The sequence below is a fragment of the Photorhabdus africana genome, assembly GCF_035181445.1.
Taxonomy (GTDB): Bacteria; Pseudomonadota; Gammaproteobacteria; order Enterobacterales; family Enterobacteriaceae; genus Photorhabdus; species Photorhabdus laumondii.
Window position 1 is genome coordinate 69,412 of sequence record NZ_JAXBVE010000005.1, and the last position, 21,009, is coordinate 90,420.

Annotated in this window: 21 protein-coding genes; 10 read left to right on the forward strand and 11 right to left on the reverse strand. The window is 40.2% G+C overall.

All coding sequences use genetic code 11. From position 1 onward, the window contains the following. Nucleotides 1-15 precede the first annotated feature (15 nt). The 3 genes from SLS51_RS04275 to SLS51_RS04285 form a co-directional block, all read right to left on the reverse strand. Complete coding sequence (locus SLS51_RS04275) at nt 16-639, reverse strand: glutathione S-transferase family protein (protein ID WP_011148356.1); 624 nt, start codon at nt 637-639, stop codon at nt 16-18. Nucleotides 640-1,232: 593 nt separating this feature from the next. Then, nucleotides 1,233-2,135 carry a LysR substrate-binding domain-containing protein gene (locus SLS51_RS04280; RefSeq protein ID WP_323835863.1) on the reverse strand — a complete coding sequence of 301 codons (903 nt, stop codon included), beginning with the start codon at nt 2,133-2,135 and terminating at the stop codon, nt 1,233-1,235. A gap of 38 nt (nt 2,136-2,173) precedes the next feature. Further along, nucleotides 2,174-2,302, reverse strand: coding sequence for a hypothetical protein (locus SLS51_RS04285; protein ID WP_323835865.1), 129 nt, complete (start codon nt 2,300-2,302; stop codon nt 2,174-2,176). A gap of 234 nt (nt 2,303-2,536) precedes the next feature. Here SLS51_RS04285 and SLS51_RS04290 point away from each other — a divergent pair, with 234 nt between their 5' ends. The 9 genes from SLS51_RS04290 to SLS51_RS04330 are packed head-to-tail and all read left to right on the forward strand — an operon-like array spanning nt 2,537 to nt 12,987. Then, nucleotides 2,537-3,496, forward strand: coding sequence for an LLM class oxidoreductase (locus tag SLS51_RS04290; protein WP_323835867.1), 960 nt, complete (start codon nt 2,537-2,539; stop codon nt 3,494-3,496). Nucleotides 3,497-3,548: 52 nt separating this feature from the next. Then, entirely contained in the window at nt 3,549-4,874 is a 1,326-nt protein-coding gene (locus tag SLS51_RS04295) for a lysine N(6)-hydroxylase/L-ornithine N(5)-oxygenase family protein (protein ID WP_323835869.1), read from the forward strand. Between the two features lies 1 nt (nt 4,875). After that, on the forward strand, nt 4,876-6,243 hold the full coding sequence (locus SLS51_RS04300) for an aspartate aminotransferase family protein (protein ID WP_323835871.1): 1,368 nt from the start codon (nt 4,876-4,878) through the stop codon (nt 6,241-6,243). Then, nucleotides 6,240-6,608 (forward strand): cupin domain-containing protein, encoded by a 369-nt coding sequence (locus tag SLS51_RS04305; RefSeq protein ID WP_113026251.1) that lies wholly within the window; start codon nt 6,240-6,242, stop codon nt 6,606-6,608. Before SLS51_RS04300 ends, SLS51_RS04305 begins: the two co-directional genes overlap by 4 nt. Nucleotides 6,609-6,610: 2 nt before the next feature. Further along, nucleotides 6,611-8,104 carry a methionine--tRNA ligase gene (locus SLS51_RS04310; RefSeq protein ID WP_323835874.1) on the forward strand — a complete coding sequence of 498 codons (1,494 nt, stop codon included), beginning with the start codon at nt 6,611-6,613 and terminating at the stop codon, nt 8,102-8,104. Between the two features lie 2 nt (nt 8,105-8,106). Continuing rightward, the gene (locus tag SLS51_RS04315) at nt 8,107-9,234 is read left to right on the forward strand and encodes an NAD(P)/FAD-dependent oxidoreductase (protein WP_323835876.1); all 1,128 of its coding nucleotides are present in this window, start codon (nt 8,107-8,109) and stop codon (nt 9,232-9,234) included. Nucleotides 9,235-9,244: 10 nt separating this feature from the next. Next, nucleotides 9,245-10,210: an ABC transporter substrate-binding protein gene (locus SLS51_RS04320; RefSeq protein ID WP_323835878.1), complete on the forward strand. Its 966-nt coding sequence runs from the start codon at nt 9,245-9,247 to the stop codon at nt 10,208-10,210. A 2-nt stretch (nt 10,211-10,212) separates the two neighbouring features. Next, the gene (locus SLS51_RS04325; protein ID WP_323835880.1) at nt 10,213-11,514 is read left to right on the forward strand and encodes a SidA/IucD/PvdA family monooxygenase; all 1,302 of its coding nucleotides are present in this window, start codon (nt 10,213-10,215) and stop codon (nt 11,512-11,514) included. A 24-nt stretch (nt 11,515-11,538) separates the two neighbouring features. Further along, nucleotides 11,539-12,987, forward strand: coding sequence for a pyridoxal phosphate-dependent decarboxylase family protein (locus SLS51_RS04330; RefSeq protein WP_323835881.1), 1,449 nt, complete (start codon nt 11,539-11,541; stop codon nt 12,985-12,987). A gap of 14 nt (nt 12,988-13,001) precedes the next feature. On the opposite strand, the gene SLS51_RS04335 is transcribed toward SLS51_RS04330, so the two are convergent. The 4 genes from SLS51_RS04335 to SLS51_RS04350 form a co-directional block, all read right to left on the reverse strand. Continuing rightward, entirely contained in the window at nt 13,002-13,304 is a 303-nt protein-coding gene (locus SLS51_RS04335) for a hypothetical protein (RefSeq protein ID WP_323835883.1), read from the reverse strand. After that, nucleotides 13,297-13,692, reverse strand: a complete 396-nt coding sequence (locus tag SLS51_RS04340) for a DUF6088 family protein (protein WP_323835885.1) — start codon at nt 13,690-13,692, stop codon at nt 13,297-13,299. The genes SLS51_RS04335 and SLS51_RS04340 overlap by 8 nt, the downstream gene beginning before the upstream one ends. An 87-nt stretch (nt 13,693-13,779) precedes the next feature. Continuing rightward, nucleotides 13,780-14,376, reverse strand: coding sequence for a DUF3156 family protein (locus SLS51_RS04345; RefSeq protein ID WP_439126844.1), 597 nt, complete (start codon nt 14,374-14,376; stop codon nt 13,780-13,782). Next, nucleotides 14,351-15,844 carry an APC family permease gene (locus SLS51_RS04350; RefSeq protein ID WP_323835887.1) on the reverse strand — a complete coding sequence of 498 codons (1,494 nt, stop codon included), beginning with the start codon at nt 15,842-15,844 and terminating at the stop codon, nt 14,351-14,353. The genes SLS51_RS04345 and SLS51_RS04350 overlap by 26 nt, the downstream gene beginning before the upstream one ends. Nucleotides 15,845-16,292: 448 nt before the next feature. On the opposite strand from SLS51_RS04350, the gene SLS51_RS04355 reads away from it, so the two are divergent. Beyond that, nucleotides 16,293-16,952 (forward strand): response regulator transcription factor, encoded by a 660-nt coding sequence (locus tag SLS51_RS04355; RefSeq protein ID WP_323835889.1) that lies wholly within the window; start codon nt 16,293-16,295, stop codon nt 16,950-16,952. Nucleotides 16,953-17,424: 472 nt separating this feature from the next. On the opposite strand, the gene SLS51_RS04360 is transcribed toward SLS51_RS04355, so the two are convergent. The 4 genes from SLS51_RS04360 to SLS51_RS04375 form a co-directional block, all read right to left on the reverse strand. Further along, complete coding sequence (locus SLS51_RS04360) at nt 17,425-18,102, reverse strand: nucleotidyl transferase AbiEii/AbiGii toxin family protein (protein ID WP_323835891.1); 678 nt, start codon at nt 18,100-18,102, stop codon at nt 17,425-17,427. A 29-nt stretch (nt 18,103-18,131) separates the two neighbouring features. After that, nucleotides 18,132-18,332 carry a nucleotidyl transferase AbiEii/AbiGii toxin family protein gene (locus tag SLS51_RS04365; RefSeq protein ID WP_323835893.1) on the reverse strand — a complete coding sequence of 67 codons (201 nt, stop codon included), beginning with the start codon at nt 18,330-18,332 and terminating at the stop codon, nt 18,132-18,134. A 9-nt stretch (nt 18,333-18,341) separates the two neighbouring features. Next, nucleotides 18,342-19,115: a type IV toxin-antitoxin system AbiEi family antitoxin domain-containing protein gene (locus SLS51_RS04370; protein WP_323835895.1), complete on the reverse strand. Its 774-nt coding sequence runs from the start codon at nt 19,113-19,115 to the stop codon at nt 18,342-18,344. 303 nt (nt 19,116-19,418) lie between these two features. Beyond that, nucleotides 19,419-20,912 carry an aldehyde dehydrogenase family protein gene (locus SLS51_RS04375; RefSeq protein ID WP_323835896.1) on the reverse strand — a complete coding sequence of 498 codons (1,494 nt, stop codon included), beginning with the start codon at nt 20,910-20,912 and terminating at the stop codon, nt 19,419-19,421. Nucleotides 20,913-21,009: the final 97 nt, after the last annotated feature.

A 21,009-nucleotide genomic window follows, 5' to 3' on the forward strand; every position in this document is an offset into this window, starting at 1 on the left:
GTCGGGCATTGCCATTTAAGGGCCGGTTGCCGGCTCCGGTATCATAATCCCACGCTGTACTGCGGGCCTCAAGGCAATACGATCATGCCAGGCACTTAAATATTCATGATGACTAAAATCAAAGTCAATAATTCTGGCGATATGGGTCCAGCCAAAATTAGCAATATCAGCAATGGAGTACTCATCTCCGGCGAAAAAGGGGCGATCACTAAGCCGTTTATTCAGCGTAGAGAAAGCCTCTTCCGTTAAGCGACGATATCGTTGTATAGCCATATGATTTTTTTCAGTTACAAATAATTCAAAATGAACCCGTTGTCCTAATATTGGCCCGACGCTGGAAGAATGAAATGTTAGCCATGTAATCGCTTCCCAACGGCTTTTAAAATCCTCCGGCAACAGTTGCTGAGTTTTCGATGCCAGATAAAGCAGAATCGCCGACGATTCAAAAAGGGTCGTCTCAGTACTTTCATCAACAAGTACAGGTATACGCCCGTGAGGGTTTAACTGTAAAAACTCAAGCTCTCTATTTTCACCCTTTTCAATTCGTACATGCTTTAATGTGTATGGCAATCCCAACTCTTCCAAAGCAATTGTGATCTTATAACCATTTGGTGAACTATCAGTGTATAAGTAGATCATCTCTATACCCGTTATCTTTCAAGTTGCCTCTTTGTTGGCTGCACTCGCTCACCCCGGTCACATAGTTACCTATGCTCCCGGGGATTCGCTCCCTTGCCGTCGCGATGCCTCTTGAAATCCATAGGGTATCTCTCTCCCCTCAAGACAAACGCTTAATAATTTAACTGCTAAAATATCACTCGCATTTAAAATATTACCGATAGAGAGTCGGCATTCAATTTCTCTCTATACCCGTCATCTTTCAAGTTGCTTCTTTGTTGGCTGCACTCACTCACCCCAGTCACATAGTTATCTATGCTCCCGGGGATTCGCTCCCTTGCCGCCGCGATGCATCTTGAAATCCATAGGGTATATACCGCTAAGTAAATGAAAATACCATTAATTCTCAGAAATTGGAAATGAATATCACGGTGTTCATTTCTACACGCATAAATTACATTTATTGATTTATTGTATTGTCAGTAAAGAATGCGAACATCAATACGAACATAAAAGTACGCAAGAAAGCTATTTATCTTCTTGTGGATTAATTAATCGTGAAAAACCACGATGACATATCACAATGACTCAGATTGGTTCCAAACTAATGAACATTACTCCACACAATCGTCAGACAAATTAGACTGCTCAACAAGCCAATCAATAATATTAACAATTTCAGGTCGGAACAGGGTTTCCGGCAATGTCACCGCATAATAAGCAAATCGGGAAGGCCATTTTTTTTCTAGTGCAACTTTGAGCCGGCCAGAACGCAATTCCTCTTCAACACAAAATTCGGGCACCAATGCTAAACCCTGACCGGTTAAAGCGGCGCGAGCCAGCAAAAAATCATCTTCGAAACTGGAGCCCTGTCTTACTTTCGCCTCTTCATTAATTCCGTGTGCTTTTAACCACAAATGCCAATCAGATCTATCTGAATCCTGTAACAAAGGATAATTCAGACAATCTTCCACATGTTTTATCGGTGGTCCTGATCCTAAAAGTTCCGGCGTACCCACAGGAATTAATACCGGTGCAATTAACCTGGTGGATATTAAACCTGGGTAATTACCAAGCCCATGCCGCACAGCAATGTCTGTAGAACTTCTTTTTAGGTCTACCAATTCATTGGAAGCTTCTATATTAACTTCAATATTAGGGTATTTCTCATTAAAATTTTTTAGTCTGGGAATCAGCCACGATGCGGCGAATGACGAAGTGGTATTTATAGAGACTTTATGTTCGAACTGCATTGCTTTAAGAGACTTAATAGATTTGTCAATATTATCAAACGAAAGTAATAACGTCTCATAAACCCGATCTGCTTTAGCAGTAAGCTTTATACCTTTAGGCGTTCTTAAAAACAACGCAAAACCAATTCTCTCCTCCAAAATACGAATCTGTTGACTGACCGCCCCAGGAGATACGCCCATTGCAGCCGCCGCAGCTTTAACACTGCCCCGCCGACCAACTTCAGTAAAAGCTCTGAGAGCTAACAGAGGCAAAATAGAACTCATATTTTATTCTCCAGTGTGCACTGTATGTCCTCTATACCCTATGGATTCCAAGATGCATCGCGACGGCAAGGGAGCGAATCCCCGGAAGCATAGATAACGATGTGACCGGGGTGAGTGAGTGCAGCCAACAAAGCGGCAACTTGAAAAATAACAGGTATATATGACAAAGATACTACCATGCCAATTACAGATATCAATATATAAAACTGAACTTCAACACCCATACGGGAAAATGGTAAATGTAAACAGAATAAGACATGCAAATTTAGAAAAACTACGGTTGGCGTTTAAATAATATAGCTTTAATTCACTTACTTTTAATGCTAGCTTCTTGATAATTATTAATAACTGAAATAATTATTCAAGTCAGCTAAAAGTTAAAATAGCATTGAGGATTTATTATGTTCAATTATTCAAAGCATAAGACGTATACCAATTTATTCAAGGAGAACAAAATCAGCATCGGCATGTTTTTACCTCTCAGAGCGTTAAATCAACAAGCTGATATTAAACCTGAAATCGATCTCATTCGTGAAATCGAACAACAAAACTTTTCCGCCATTTGGCTGAGAGATATCCCGCTGTTCGATCCCAATTTTGGCGATATAGGTCAGGGCTTCGATCCATTTGTCTATGCCGCCTGGCTAGCCGCATTAACCAGCAAAATCGCCATCGGTTTCGGCAGTGCCATATTTACACTGCGACACCCCATCGATTTAGCCAAGAAAGCAACGTCTATTGATCAATTATCAAATGGCCGGTTAATACTGGGTGTCGCCGCAGGAGACAGAATGTCAGAATTCCCTGCCTATAACATACCTTATAATGAAAAAGGGATGCGGTTTGTCGAATCAATCAATATGTTCAGAGCGCTGTTGGATAACAACAATCGCACCATTAATAGCCCATTAGGTTATATTGATGGGAATTTACGCCTAATACCCAAGGCGGTCAATGATTTTATCCCTCTGATAGTCACTGGGCGTGGGCAACAAGATATTAAATGGATCGCGGAAAATTCGGATGGATGGTTTACCTATCCTATTCAAACCCATAATAAAGAGGGCGTCGCCAGACTCGGTAAGAATATTAGCGAATTTAGACAAAATATCCCTAGAAATATGTTCAAACCGCACTTAACTAATGAATGGATTGATTTAGTTGAGGATAAATATTATCCCAGAACCCCCACGAATGGCGGGTTTACCCTGAAAACCGGTCGCCTGGGGCTGATTGAATTGTTGGAAGAGTGGCAAGAAGTCGGGGTTAATCACGCGGCTCTTGGCATTCAGTATGGCAAAAGGCCGCCGAAAGAGGTTATTCAAGAAATCGGCGAAGAAGTATTACCTGCTTTTATCTAAAAAAATAAAAAAATTATTACTAATAAAAATTTAAATATTTAAGGAATTTTACATGAACCAGGTGGAATACGATATCATAGGCGTAGGATTTGGGCCATCCAATATTTCATTAGCTATAACACTGGAGGAAGAATTACCCCATAAAAAAGTGCTTTTCTTTGAAAAAGAGCCATCATGCGAATGGCAGGCCGGGCTGTTATTAACAAACTCTGATATCCAAAACCACCCTTTACGGGATCTTGCGACACCAAGAAACCCCAAAAGCCACTACTCATTCATCAATTACCTGTTTGAAAATAACAGGTTATTTGAACATTTAAATTTGGGATTATATTTTCCATATCGTTATGAATACCGCGACTATATCAAATGGGCGGCCAAACATTTTGATAAAGTCGTTCGCTATTCAACATCGATAACATCCGTGAAAATTATTGATAATTATCATGGGGAAAATACACTCATTGAAGTCAAAACAGACGGAGGAGAAACCTATCAATGTAAAAACCTGATAGTCGGAACAGGAAGAACCCCCTATATTCCTTTATCTCTGCGACAACTTGACCATAACCATTTAATTCACGGTGCAGAATTTAACAAAATTATTAATCATATTTCCAGTGGGAAAATAAAAAGTATCGCGGTAGTCGGTGGCAGTCAATCTGCCATCGAAATCATGATATTTTTAGCAGACAAATTTCCTCACCTTGAAATTCACGGTGTATCAAGGAAATTTGGCTACCGACTGAAAGATACCTCGCCATTTACAGGCGAAGTCTATTTTCCTGAATTTGTAGACACATTTTTCAACAGTAAAGAGGAGCATAAAGCGAGATTAAAAAGAGATTTAAATCTGACAAATTATTCCGCCTCCGATGGTGATGTTCTCGATGAACTTTATCGGACTATCTATAGAGATAAATATTTTGGTCAGCATAAAATCAAAATTCATAACTCTGCGGATATTGTTGAATCTAGCGTGAAAGATTCCATTATTTCATTACAAATAGTAAAAAATCATGGTTTAGAAGAAACATATCAAATAGATGTCGATATGGTTGTCTCCGCCACAGGTTTTAAAGATATTGGTAGGGAAGAATATCAGGAAATCTGTCCACCTCTTCTGGCAGAACTCTATCCATTAATGAGTAAAAATAGCTATAACGGGATCATCATCAACAGGGATTATAAGATAGATCTGATCAATGCTACCGATATAGGCATTTATCTAAACGGATTATGTGAATCTTCACACGGCTTAGGTGATGCCGGCTCATTAAGTTTAGTTTCAATTAGATCCAAGCACATTATTGATTCTATCGAAAAAAATATAAAAATTAAAAAATCTATTCATAATAAAAATAAAATCGAGGCTTAAAATGAATAAGGTTAATATTCACACCACAATACCAGGTCCATTTTCAAAAATCGCATTAGCAAAACAGCGAGAGCAAGAATCAAGTGCCGTGTCATACCCTAAAAGGATTCAGATTTCGCTAGAAAAAGGCAATGGCTGTTATGTTCAGGATATCGATGGTAATGTATTTATTGATTTTTTATCCGGTGCCGGCTCTTTACCTCTGGGACACTCTCATCCTGAATTAATTGCCGAAGTCAATGCACAAGTATCAAAACTCTGTTTGGGCTTGGATTTTCCCACACCTGCCAAAGAACTTTTTACCGAGGCGCATTTAAGTATGCTACCTGAAAGCCTGCGCAACAAATATAAAATACATTTTTGTGGGCCAACAGGTGCGGATGCCATTGAAGCAGCCATTAAGCTGGCAAAAATAGCTACCGGGGCCGAAGAAATTATTAGTTTCAGGGGTGGCTATCATGGATGTACTCATGGCGCTATTGCCGTTACTGGCAATAGAAGTATGAAGAAAAATATTCTGGGAAAAATGCCGGGCGTCCATTTTTTCCCCTATGGCTCAGAATCTCAATCCTCGGAAAGTTGGGTACTCAATTCAGATCATCTTGATGCCGGATTATATCTTGAATCCGCCTTAAATGATGCAAACTCTGGGTTAGGAAATATTGCCGCAATCATTCTGGAGCTTATTCAAGGTGAAGGTGGCGTTTATTCTGCACAAAAATCATTCGTAGAGAGTATTATCCGTGTTTCAAAAACGTATTCTATTCCGGTTATTATTGACGAGATCCAAACCGGTTGCGGCAGGACCGGAACCTGGTATGCTTTTGAACAGTACGGTATTGAGCCTGATATATTTGTTACCTCAAAAGGCACCAGTGGAATAGGATTACCCTCTTCCCTTATGTTCTATAAAAAAGATTTCAATAATTGGACATCAGGTATTCATATTGGCACATTTAGAGGAAATCAGTTGGCATTCGCCTCAGGTACAAAAGCTATTGAAATAATAAAGCGTGATAATTTATTAGAGAATGTCAAACAGAGATCAATACAAATTAAAAAGCATCTCGCCGCGTTGAAAAATAATTTTAACATCATTGGTGAAATTCGTGGTAAAGGCTTGATGCTAGGTGTTGAAATTCTTAACACCAGTACAGGTAAAGCATGTGAAATAACGGCAAAACATATTCAAAAAATAGCCTTAAATAGAGGATTAATAACAGAATTAGGTGGCAGAAACGATACGGTATTACGTATTCTTCCGCCACTCAATGTGAGTAGTGATACCATTGAAGAAGCCATAGAGATTCTTCGAAATACATTTCGAGCCTATATGAATGAATTTCAACTTTTAGAGGAAGGTGTATGATGAATATTATTCGTAAAATGGATTGGGATTCAATGGTTCATGAATATGATCTGGACGGTTCAAGACTTTTACCGTGGGAGGGGCTAAATACGCCATTTGGGGGTGCATGGTGTATTGTACGACCAGAAACCAAAAGTTTCCGCCATTCCCACAATGAATATGAATTATTTATTGTTATCCAAGGTAATGCCATTATAAGAATAAATGACGAAGATTTCCCGGTCACCAAAGGGGATTTAATTCTTATTCCATTAGACTCTGAGCATCATGTAATAAATAACAACCAGGAAGATTTCCACTTTTATACAATATGGTGGGACAAGGAAAGTACATTGAACTTTCTTACCCGATTAGAGCAGGATTAATAATGAATAAATACATTGTCACCATTACGCCACCAACACCAAATGGCGATCTGCACGTTGGTCATATAGCAGGACCATTTTTAAGTGCAGATATATTTACTCGCACTCAGCGTTTAAAGGGTGAAAAGTGTTATCTGATATCCTATTCAGATGATTATCAATCTTATTTACAGCGCAAAGCAGAAGAAATAGGCATAAGTGCACCAGCATTGGCAAAAGAGAATTCGAAAAAAATACAGGAATCATTGAGCTTAATTGATATAAAACTGGATCATTGGCTAGAGTCATACGATAACCGCTATTTTGAAGATGCCGTCAAGATGCTCTATCACTCTTGTTTGGACCAAGGCATTATTGCACCAAAAGTGAGTTTAGAACCTTATTGCGAAAAATGTGAAAAATGGGGCTATGAAGCCTTTGCCAGAGGTGAATGTAATCATTGTGGTGAAAGCTCAGATCCAAGCCAATGTGAATCCTGCGCAATGGCACCGGACGCATTTGAAATGAAAAATTTGCGTTGTATTTTGTGCAATGAAAAAGTTGTTTATAAACATGTTGAGCGCAACTTTCTATTACTGCCGGTGATTGCCGAGAAATTAAAAGAGAAGATTCTTAGTTCTCCTATGAGGCCACAATTAACAGCATGGGTCGAGGAAGTTTTTGCCCATGGTATAAAAGAGTGGGGCGTGACTCGCCCCAATGAATCAGGGCTGAAACTCTATTCTGATGAAAATCACCGTATTCATACCTGGTTTATGGGGTTAGCCGGATATTTAGCAACACTGAAAGAACTTTCTGAAAAAAACGCCGATGCAGATAGCCCTTATGACCTTATTTATGATGATAATACTTGCATGGTCAATTTTTTAGGTATGGATTGTTCTTACAGCCATATTCTTGCGTACCCGGCTCAAATATTATTGAACGACGAATTACACTTTAAACATGCTTTCTATACTAACTTTTTCTTAAAATTAGATGGAAAAGATTTTTCAACCAGCCGCAATCATGCGATTTGGGTGAAAGATATCGTCAAAAATGCCTGTTCTGACAGTGTCAGGCTCTATGTCTCTCTAATATCACCAGAACACGCTTCTGAAAATTTTGTCGTAGAAGAGTTCTGGACATGGCGGAATCATATCTTTAATTATCTGCTGCCCAAAATATCTGATAATTTGGAAAAAATGAATGCTGATAATATTACCAGCCCTATCGTATTATCAGAATCAGAAACAAAAATTATCGAAAGATGGCAAACCTATTCCAGATACGATAATTTCTCGATTAAGGAAATTGCTGCTGGATTAATGGAGATGTTAGATTTATTAAATGCAAAATTAAATTACAATATTTTAGACAAGAATCTTGCTATTTTATTTTCAATTTTGTCTGAACCGATAATACCCAAAACGTCCCAAAAATTAAAAGAATATATTACTCACCATGATATAGAGGCTTTTTGTTCATTGTTAAATTTATCAAGACCAGGTGTTTGATTATGCAAACAGATAAAACCATACGAATTACCATTATAGGAGGGGGAATAGTTGGCGCAACAGTTGCTGCAAACTTGGCATTGAAAGGACTCAATGTCTCCCTCATTGAGCAAGAGACGATTGGCGGTAATGGCGCGACTAAATTCTCCGGTGCATTATTCCGCGTACATGATCCTGATCCGGAAATTGCCAAGCTCACACGAAGAAGTGTCGAACTAATGCAAGAGAGTCAGGCAGGAAAAATATTTAAAAAAACGCTCAAACAGACAGGTATTATTTATGCCGCCGAACTCAATCAGAAAAATATTGAATTAGTCAAAACAAGTATCAGGGATTATAGCGATAGTCTCTATCCTTTAGAGCTCATATCCGTCGAAAAAGCTTTCGAATTAACCAATGGTTGTTATTCCAAGCATAACAACCGAATTATCCTTTTTGAGCCCAATGGCGGATTTGGCTATATTAGAAATGCAGCCTTAAACTTAGCACAAGTTGTTAGAGATACGGGGAATCTAGTATTAGAAAATACCAAAGTACACGCAATAACAACCGAAAATGGTAAAGCCATCGTTCAACTTGCTCACTCAACCATTGAAGCGGACTATATTGTTTTAGCCATCGGTGCATGGACAAAAACACTAGCATATAAACTGCCCGTTAATGCTAAAAGTATCCCTCTGGCAAATATCCGTACTTCCTACAGTACAAATATGCCAATTATAGATACCGAAACCGGCACGCATATCGTGCCACTTGCTGAATATTTCTATCAAGCCGGATCTAAGATTAGAAATGCGGCCGAGACACCAGAAGATATAGAATATAATGATAATATTATTGAAAACGATATCAGCGAAAGACTGCTAAAATCAAAATTTAAACATGAGCCAAGCAATATTCTCTCTATCATTAAAGGATATGATTCATATACGCCAGATGAACGCCCTATTCTTGACTTTATCGATGAAGAAAAGAGATGTTTTGTTGCGGCTGGCTTCTGTGGCATAGGATATAAAATTGCTTTAGCGGTGTCTGAGATTATTACATTAAATCTATTCCCAGCTGAGCTTTCGACTGATTTTCTCAAACAGAAAAATCAGATTTTCTCCTATTCACGATTCACTTATTAAGATAAATAAAATGAATAGCAAGCTTATTTGTGGCATTTCCGCCATTTTAGATCCTGAGAGATCGGTACATGCATTAACTGTCATGCGTGCTATTGAGATATTTAAAGATCTACATAACAATAGCACACTGGAATTTATCTTCAGTGAAGATTATGGCTCAATTGAAGGCGGTGCTAAAGCAGCACACTATAATATTGAGAACAATGTCGATATGGTCATAGGTCATTTTTCAAGTAACGCAGCAATAGGTGCGGCGGAAGTCTACTCATATCATAACATTCCTGTTCTGTTACCTACTGCAACTGAAACTACCTTGACCATAAGAAATAGCAATATATTCAGAATGTGCTTCAATAATAAAAATATTGCCCATGCACTTACTGTATTAACAAAAGAAGATGGAGATCACTATTATGAAATAAAAACCGATGGCTCAAAATATAGTGATAATCTGGCAGAAGATATTCGCAGAATGTTGAGCAGAGACGATGCTGCGGTAAAACCCAATGACAATACCGATCAAATTATTTTTATTGGTACCATCGGTAAAAGTGAAAAATTTCTGCATAGTTATTTCTCTGAAAAGAAAAATGGAAAAATTATCCTTACTGATGATGCTGCATGCAAACAACTTAATTTGCCAGAAAATGTGGAAAATGGACAAATTACCGGTATCGGGTTTGCTCCAGTCGAATTCATTAACCCACTGGAATCGTGTATCCAACACTATATCCAACAATACCACCAATTCCCTAACATCTTCTTTCTTGAAACCTTTGCAGCATTGGAAATTGCTCATCAATTAGCAATTCCTGATCACTTATTACGTCGTTTGAAAAGAGAGACATTCCAGACAATCCTCGGCCATATTAAGTTCATTAAAGGGGAATGCTCAGCCGCTAAATTATGTTTATGGATGAATGAGAACTCCACTATGAAGCCACGCTATATTTTACCCATTAATTCGAGAGCTTAACAATGAATATAAATAATGAAAAATTTATAGATGTACTCAGCATTGGCTTTGGACCCGCAGGTCTCGCATTAGCTTGTATATTTGATGAGAAAAAAATCGAACACCAGTATCAATTGCAAAATAATTTCTTAGCACTTGAAAAAGCAGATTCTTGCGCCTGGCATCCTAATTTATTATTGCCAGGCACCGATATTAATCATCATGTTTATCGGGATTTAGTGACCCCCAGAAACCCACAAAGTCCTTATAGTTTTGCCATGTATTTGAAAGAAAAAAATCGCCTGTTTAAATTTGGCTTATTAGGTCGCCCAGCAAGTCGCTTTGAATGGTCAGATTACATGATCTGGGTTGGACAAAAATTGGAAAATTATGTGCAATACAAGAAAAACGTGACTCATATATATCCGGTTATCAACCGTGGATTACTGGATGGCTTTAATATCTCCGGGGAAGATTTTGAGTATGTTACTAATACGCTGATATTATCAAGCGGGTCAACGCCATTTACGCCAAAAATGTTTGATAACTTGCTGGGTGATCATGTTTTTCATACCTCTGCATATTTAGAAAAAATAAATAATTTCCAAAATAACATACCTCGAAGATGGATGGTTATTGGTTCTGGTCAAAGTGCCGGCGAAGTGATTGCTGATTTAATTAATAAAAAAGATGATATTGACATTCTCTCGCTGCATCGTTCAATCGGCTTTAAGATCGCGCAACTAGGCCAATTTCCCAATCTGGTGTTTTTACCAGAAAACATCGAATACTTTAAATCTTTAAGCCCGGAGAACAAAAAAGTATTTTTCGAACACGTTAAAAGTACAAACTATTCAGGCATTGATATTGATGAGAGCCAATCGCTATTTTCAATGATGTATGAAGATGAAGTCATTGGCAAAGCGCGTCTTCACATGATGGTCAATTCAGAAATAATTACTATTGACCACTCTCACGAAGAATACCAAATTGTTATTAAAGACACATTTACTGGTGAAGAGACTAACCATATTTGTGACGCTATCGTGTTAGGTACGGGATATTATCAAAACCCGCTACCTGATCTACTGGCAAAATTCGATCAATTTTTGGTAAAAGATTTTGAAGGTGGGCTTACCATCGATAGTGACTATAAAGTGAAATTAAAAAATTGTGATGCCGCTCATCTTTATGTCAATGGCCTTTCAGAACGAACTCACGGTATTAGCGATGCTCAATCTTTTTCTGCGGTCGCGATAAGAGCAGAAAGAATATATGAGTCTATTAAAGCGAATACCGGAACGACTGATGATTACGCTATTTAATCTTTACAGGAGGAGATCCATCAAATGATAGATACAAATGACAAATGGGATATCAGCAAAGAAATCATCTCTTCACTATTTCCTGAGATGCATCAACGTAATGATATTATCGAATTCTTAAAGAATTCAGTTAACAATCACATTGCTGAGTTGCCGACAATGGGAGTGAATCCTTCACTTTCCAAAACCGATATTTCCCACGCTTTATCAAAATACACCTTTGATGGCAATTTTTCGCCAACAGAGGTTTTAAATGATGTATTACACCTTATGGAAAAAGGGATTGTTCATGTCACCAGCCCGCATTATTTTGGGCTATTTAATCCATCATCAACTTTCTGGGGCGTTATTTCTGACTTCATTACTGCGCTATATAATCCACAATTAGCGGTCTGGAGTCACGCCCCGGCCTGCGTTGAAATAGAGGAAAAATTAATTAAGTATTTTGGTGGACTGGCAGGGTTTAATGCTGATAATAGCGGAGGTACATTTACTACCGGTGGTGCAGAAGCAAATTGTACCGCGCTTATTTGCGCCTTGACAAAATATTTTCCCGATTATGCCCAACAGGGTTTACAGTCAATAAATGGGCAACCTATTTTTTATATCTCTTCAGATAGCCATCTTGCCTGGTTAAAAATAGCATTACAATCTGGCTTGGGACACAGTGCTGTCAGATTAATAGCGGTTGATCATGCAGGAAAAATGGATATTTCAGGTTTAACCCAAGCTATTGATAATGATATAGCGAACGGCAATAAACCTTTCATGATTGTTGGGACCGCCGGAACGACAAATGCAGGTATTATCGATCCGCTGCCAGAGCTTGCCGCTGTGGCAAATAAATATCAACTGTTCTTCCATATTGATGCAGCATGGGCAGGCGCAATCCTGTTAAGTGATCAATATTCCCATCATCTCAAGGGTATTGAACAGGCTGATTCCATTACCATTGACGCCCATAAATGGCTTTCTGCCCCAATGGGGACTGGCATGTTTATATGTGCAGATAAACATATTCTGACAACACCTTTTGCTGTTTCCACCAATTATATGCCGGTTAGTGATGATATTCATTCCGATCCCTACATTCACTCCATTCAGTGGTCCCGACGTTTTAATGGATTAAAACTATTTATGCCTCTGGCTATTCTTGGCCGAACGGGATTTAGCAATATGATCGATTACCAGATCAATCTCGCTGATTATTTGAGATCGCAACTGGCGAAAAATGATTGGCAGATATTGAATCCCTCTGCTTTGCCTGTTATTTGTATCCGTGATAATGGGGATTTTGATGTTAATAAAATTTTAGAGAAAGTATTAGAGACCAAAAAATGCTGGATCTCTATCACTACTTTCGCCAATACAAAAGCCCTGCGCCTCTGTATATCCAGTTTTAGATCCAGCAAATCAGATATTGATCAGCTTGTCGATACTTTAAATATGGCGAGAAATTCTGTGCCAATGTAAATATCTATTTTCGCTCACATCACCACCGACAACTCTTGAATAAAGATCGGTGGTTTTTTTAAGTCTAATTTGCGATCCACACTATGTTCACTGAAATAGGAAAACAGGTTATACCCGTTATCCTTCAAGTTGCCTCTTTGTTGGCTGCGCTCACTCACCCCGGTCACATAGTTATCTATGCTCCCGGGGATTCGCTCCCTTGCCGTCGCGAAGCATCTTGAAATCCATAGGGTATAGTAATCTTTTTCCACAATAGAAATAGTACCGATACCTAGCACATCGGCAACATCTGCAAATAAACCTGATAAATCATCCATTTAACCGGCTATTCCCCACCGATAACACCCGTTTAAAACGGAATGTGGTTTTAATTTGGGTATAAGCGGGAATCTGTGTTGATTTACCGCCAGTATAGGCAGCAGAAGCTCCATCCAAATGGTATTTCACCTTTAAACGCTCTAACGCTTCAAGAATAACCGCATCAGAGCCTCCCGGAGAAGCAGGCATTATTTTCCCAGTAACGCTATTTTTCCGAGCCTTGGTGTAAACACCGTATCCCACTTTCAGCAATTGACCTTCTTTGACCAAACCGCGCAGTATCCTTCCTACCTGATCGTAACCAGCAATATCTTTAAAGTCGTCACGAATGAACACATAACGTTTTGATCGCTTCAAACGCGCCTGAATACGCTCTTTAATCATCATGGGGCTCTCCAGAAATTATGATCGATAAGCGTAGCAAACATACGACATTTTTACTAGCAAACAAACGACATCCAACACTGTAAAATATTAGATCTTTTCCATGAGTTGACTAAACATCAGCAACGAACTGAGCAACAAATAACGCTGCTCAGAAGTCAAACGCAAATAACGACGACTGGCCGGCAATCGGCTGACAATCTCAGAAGCAGCAAAATGTTCCACCTCAAGTTGCCATTGCCCTTGATGAATATTCAATACCAGATCCCGGAAATCCAGCTCTGCTAATGTTTCTCCAATTAATGGATATTGATTGAGTAAATCAATAATCTGTTGCCCATATTCTGCACCATGATAACAGTAATAAGTCACGGTTTTTCGCCGAAATATCCCCTTTATCTTGGCTTTAATGACGATTTTTTCCTTGAGTGATGTGATTCCCTGTAAACGAAAACAACAACTGACAATATAGGCCAGAAACAGCGTCTTCGGCTTTTCACAAACGTCAATCTGCAATCCATCAGGTAACGTCACTTGCAAACTTTCTGCGGATAAACGCTCACAACAGTAAGGCGATAAATTCTGTTCCAACCGGCTTAGCGTTATACCTGCCTGATAGCCAGTAGGATAGCGGGATTTATTTAACCGCCGCCAAATACCCTCAATTAAGGGAACGAAGTGGCTCAAGTTGTACCTCCGGCAATTCATCCTTAGTGAAAGTATGTGAAAGTACCTGCTCAACGGGTACGGGTTTAAATGGATTCACCCGTTGTACACAGAGCGTCCAAAACAGGGCATAGCTAGCGGTCAGGCCCAACATGATAGCGAATGGAATATACACATCACTGGGATTCATTCCCAGAGGTGTAATGTGAATGATCGCCAAAATAATTCCTACACTAGAGACAATTTGAGGTAATGGGAAAAAAGGGGATTTATAAGCACGATGTAAATCAGGTCTGCGAATACGCAGTAATATCACAGAACATGTCACCAGCAAATAAGCGACACACCAAGCACATACCGCTGCCAGCACCAAAGGCATAATCCGGCTCAAATCACCTTGAATAATAAAGGCATGTAAACAGGGGATCATTACCGCAACCAAAATCCCAAATATTGGCGTTTTAAAACGGGGATGTAGATAAGCAAAAATACGCGGCAATGCGCCATCTAATGCCATACCATAGAGAATCCGTGGGACCGCCGCCATCAGGGTATTAATCGTTGCCGCTCCCGCCAATAATAACCCGATACCAATCCAATATTTACCAAAATCCCCCATCACCTGACCGGCAAAAGCAGGAATGGCCATTGGCGTTTCCAGCAAGCGAACATTATTTTCTACATCCACCAGCACATTTTCTACCTGATGACTGATTGACGCCCCATATAGACCCATACAGAAAACCACCCCACACAGGCCCGTCATCATTGCTCGCGGCAAAACTTTGGCAGAATTTTTAATTTCCGGCGCCATTGGCGTCACAAGTTCACAACCGACAAACATAAACATTGCCATACCTACCAGACTCAGCACTGCCAAGGGATCGCTCAGATTAAGCCCCTCACCAAACCAACTCTCCAGCGGCACAGCAAACGGCATTAATAATCCGCAAATACTGAAAATAACCAAAGTACTCCACATGCAGAATGTCAGCACAATTTCGACTTTACCGAACGCTTCAATACCCAACGCATTCAGTAATCCGAACGTAATAACGAGCCCAACACCAACCATCCATGAAGCGTTATGACTTTCCACCATCGTATTAAGGCTGTCAAAATTCACTAATGCCATAATACCGGAGAGGATCGTTTCTGCCGTACCCGCAAAAATATGAACAACCAAATAAGCCGAAAGTGCGCCAGTAATTGCCCAGAACCTCCCCATGCCACAAGAGATATAGTCATAAACAGAGCCGGAAGTCGGCAAAATAGCGGCTGCCTCCGCAAACGTCGTCACTTGGGCCTGCATCATGATAAAACTGATCAGCATTGCCAATACGAAAGTATCACCACCAACCCCAAAACCACTGGTCACGGTCAGAATTACCGGGCTCGCCATGATCACCCCGACGGAACTTGCCAATGTAGTAGGAAACCCCACCACTCCCTTTTCAATATGCGAAGTCAGTCGTGTTGACATCTTCATTTATTTTCCCTCTTAACTTCCGGTCATAAAAATAATGCTCACAACGATTTATTTGTGAATTTTTTGTAAACTTTATTGAGGATAAATACACTATAGAAAGTGAAACGGAATACCGACTATCGTCCTAAAGAACGATACCTAAAGGGGGATTCATAGCCGAAAATCTGTGACGAAAAATACCAGAAAAAACAAAAATCAAAAATAATCACTTAAATATCAATCAATAAACAACAGATTACTTAATCAATGCATTAAGAAATTATTTCAGATATATACCAAAATCTCTATTCTTAACAGGTGATCATCACGGTGAGAAATTTCATTTATTGCAATCTATATCACGTTATTAATATGTTTACTTTGTGTTGATTTTGCATTTTAACTAGCATTCGATTAATCATCAGCATTGATTTATCCAATTAGACATTATTCTAAAAGGAGAACTTTCTTGTCTACTGTACTACCAAATAGCCGTGAAAATGCGTTAATCCACAGTTGCTTAAACACCATTGCACATCTGGTTCCTATCTCAGCCGCAACATTCTATCTGGTGGATAATGAATTACGCCCTGAGAATTACATTCTATATGGTATTTCCGACGAAACTCACCAGAATTATCTGACTCATTTTCAGCATTTAGATCCGTTAAAACCGGCTAATTATCAACAAAATGATATCAATATGGTTGGCATGGATCAGAAAACACTGACGAAACATAATAAATATTACCATGAATTTATGCAGCCAAATAATATACAGGACATCACCGAAATATTTATCCGTCAACACAACCGAATTATTGCCGGCGTCTCTTTATTACGAGATACCCCATTTACACCAAAAGATTTTAACCGCCTCAGTGCTATTCTGCCATTAATTGAATTAGCTGTCAGAGACTTGCTTCCTGAAACACCAACTATTCTGACAACTAAAGAGCAAGAAATTATTAATTTAATAAGAGAAGGATCAAGTAACAAACGTATTGCACAGATACTTAATATTTCTCTGTCTACTGTTAAAACTCACTTACGTAATATTTTTGCCAAAACCAAAGTGACTAATCGTACTGAACTGGTTTCCAGTGGGTTTATTACTCGGTATTTGTGATTAATAAAAATAGCTATAAGCTTTCGCCTAATGCCAGCAAAGATACAAGGCGAAAAGCCCAGAATGAGTCAAATAAAATCACTATTCGCCTCATTTGGTGAGTAGAATAGAGCCTTATTTGACTCACAGGTGACGCCAATGTGGAACCATTGGCATGATTCAGTATTTAACACGGTTTATAAAATCTATAATTTACGGCAGTTATTGCCGTGTATTTTTGTTTTTATAAACCGTTGTATTGCTTTTGAAGGGACGGGCTTTCTTTGTACTTGTTAAGCAATGAATACGACCATTCGTCTTACCAAAAGCATTTTCCTTACTAATATATACCCGTCATCCTTCAAGTTGCCTCTTCAGGGGGCAATCCTTTTCTAATAAAACAGTTTTGGTAATTTGATACAACACCGCGCCACCAGTAGACATGAGTTTTGAATGCCGTTGAGGTAACCTTCGACTATAGTGTTACCGCAATCTAATCTACACCAAGTACATGACACAGATTTTGACATGCCTTAATATGTTTATCCGTCCCCATCTTCGCCAAATTTCTCTGTTTCCAAAGGATGGCAGGCAGTTGCTCAACACTTTCTAGTCCCAGCAATGACCAGTATGGAGTTCGGTTTTTAAAGGACAACAGAAAAGCACGCTCCTGTTCAGTTAAAGAGTCGTTAATCAACTCAACCAAGCGTCTTCGCGTCGCTTCCAGTTCGGCCAGTTCGACGTGCTGCTCTGTCATATTCAGAAACTCACCACGATAGACACCAGCAATGTCCTTGAAAATGGGCCTAAGCAATTCTGCGATAGGACGGTTATGGCTAACCATGTAGACGATCAAAGCCTTGCGAAGATCATCAGTAAGGCCCTCGTTATCCAGCAACCATTTCACATCGAACAAATCCCTAGGATGTTGCCTATCCAGTGCAGCGCAGATTTTCCCGGCATAGAGATCAGCATGGGAAACGATTTGGATTTCGGCGTAGCCAAACTCATCCTCAACAACCTCGCGGACTGTCATTATCTTTGGTTCAAACACAGTACCACGCAAGACCGGTGACAACTCAATTTTTATTTGAACGCCTGATTTTCCTACAATCAACCGCAAAGCATCATCTTTATCCCGGAAAGATTCGGTAATTTCCGCGTCTGTCATAGCAGCCCGGATAGCAACCGCAATCTTACTCAGAGCGCCGTTAAGGCTTCTGCACGTTGCAGCATTGGTAAAAATACTAGATCAATATCAACCGACAACCGAGGCAAGTTGCGAACGAACAAATTGATAGCCGTACCTCCTTTCAAAGCAAAGCACTCCTGTTCAGCAACAAAAGGCAGCAGTTGCAGTAACAACTGAACTTGTCGGTAATAAATACTGTTACGATCCATAGCTCCTACCTACATATCCTTGGGCACCGTGATGAGCCAAGTATTATCCAATCGCCCTTCGGTAGCAATGACTCGTTTACCAGCCCCTAAGTTATACTTCTGAGGTTCCAGCTTTTTAAACCAAGCGTGCTGATGCCTTTCTGCTAACCAGAGGAAGAGCCGCTTTACCCTGATACTGGAGCAGGCCAGCAGTAAAGCATCAAGTTTGCGCGGTGACAAATTGTATAATCCCTGCATCAGTTGTTCAGCATGTTCAAAGCTGACAGCTTTGGGTACATCCACCAAAACTTCGAAGATAGCCCTTTCCGAACAGGAGAATTGGAATGCAGGCATTCCCTCCCGCCATTGTTCTTGCCTAAGCCAAGTTGGGTCAGCTATCAGATTTTCCGGCCATAACGCTCTGGTCCGGTGCCCTTTAAAATACACATCTAAAGGTACTCTGGTCAGCCAGCGAGGTAACGGCTCACTAGAATACAAGTGAACTGTTCGGATATAAGAGCGGGTGACGTAGTGAGCTAACCCGGCTATCTCCAGCGCGGTCAGCCCACCGAGGTGAATAGGTGTTTCAGACATACGCTGCAATGAAGCAACAACACCTTGCCAGTTTAGGTGGCAACTGAATTGACTAAACACACCAGTAGCAAGAGGGATAAGTGTTTTACTACGCACAGCATTGTCTACAAAATGAAGTTTAAGCCCTTGGGCAACGAGCCATTGTTTGGTAGCCAACATACCAACAGGAAGTAATTCTTTAAGTTGTCGGCGTGCTTCAGAGTTTAACATAGTTTATAAAATCCATAATTTACGGCAGTTATTGCCGTATATTTAATAGATCATAAACTAGCAGATTCTTTTGTGGTTTAGAATATCTATTTTTTACGGCAATTATTGCCGTATATTTTCACTTTTATAAACCATTGCATTGCTTTTGAAGGGATAAGCTTTCTTTATACTTGGTAAGCAATGAATACAACCATTCTCCTTACCAATAGCCAAAATGCTTTCAATTTGGCACGAAAACGATTTAGCGTTGACAATGGCCCCTTTCAATCAAGGGGCCTTGCTTATTTTGATCCGAATATCAAATCAATAGCGAACCATCACGGATTTCAATTCAGTATAGTGCTCAATAAAAGCGCTACCGAATTCACGACCTATACCTGAGGATTTGGTGCCACCAAATGGTAATGCCGGATCGAGGAATGTATGCATATTAACCCAAACAGTTCCAGCCTCAATACGCGGGATCATACGCATGGCTTTGCTGAGATCATTGGTCCACAAACTCGCCGCTAAACCAAACGGAGTGCTGTTCATCAAGCCAATCAGCTCTTCCTCATCGTTATAGCTGAGGAAAGTCCCAACAGGACCAAATGTCTCTTCCTTCATCAATGAATCTTCAGGACTGCTAGCACGAATCACTGTTGGTGCCACAAAGAAACCCGGTCCGGCCAGAGCATGACCACCGTAAACAATCTCACTGCCTTCTTGACGCGCTTGCTCAAACAGGGACAGGATCTTGTCATAGTGTGCTTTGTTGGCCAACGGCCCCATTTCTGTTGATTCATCCAGAGGCGAGCCAATTTTCATTGCCGCGAGTCTTTCAGACAACAATTTCAGCACATCATCCATATGGCTTGCGGGAATATAGAAACGTTCCGCCGCCGCACAAATCTGCCCTTGATTGAGATAACCAGCTTCCAGAATACCATCGACAATTTTTTCAACAGGCATGTCCGCTAAAAACGCTGCACCGTTCTTGCCACCCAATTCCAACGTGGCGCGAGTCAATCCCTGTTCCATTGCTGATTTACCAACAGCAATACCCGTTGGCACCGATCCGGTGAAAGTGACCTTAGCACATAATGGATGACCTATCAGCGCAGGACCAAGCACCGAACCTGAACCATTAATCACATTAATGACGCCATCAGGAATACCCGCTTGTTTGGCTAATTCAACCACTCTGAGCATAGTCAACGGGGTGTATTCACTGGGTTTCAGCACAATGGTACAGCCGCAAGTCAGTGCAGCCGCCATTTTCCAGATAGCAATCATGATGGAGAAATTCCACGGAATAATCCCAACCACAACACCAACCGGTTCACGACGGGTAAACGCCGTGTATTGTTCACCCTTAAAAGAGGGCAAAGAGACATTCAGGGTTTCGCCGCTGATCTTACTTGACCATCCGGCAAAATAACGCAGGAACTGAGCAGAAGAATCAATTTCCAGCATACGGGATAACTGGATGGTTTTACCGGAGCAAAAGGTTTCTAGCTGTGCCAACTCTTCCCGATGTGCCAGTAATAGATCTGCCAGACGATTCAAGCAATGACCGCGCTCCATCGGTGAAGTTTGGGCCCATACCCCATGAAATGCCGCATGTGCCGCTTGCATAGCAGCATTAACTTCCGCTTCACCGCCTTGATTAACAGTTGCAATGATTTCATCAGTCGCCGGGTTTATGACAGAAAATGTTTCACTCCCCTGACCAATGACGGGCTGACCATTAATATAATGTCCGTGATTATGCTGCAAAAAGGCCGTCACTGACTGTAATAAGTTAATATTACTCATTATTTACCTCTATCAAATATACCCGTTATCTTTCAAGTTGCCTCTTTGTTGGCCGCACGCACTCACCCCGGTCACATCGTTACCTATGCTCCTGGGG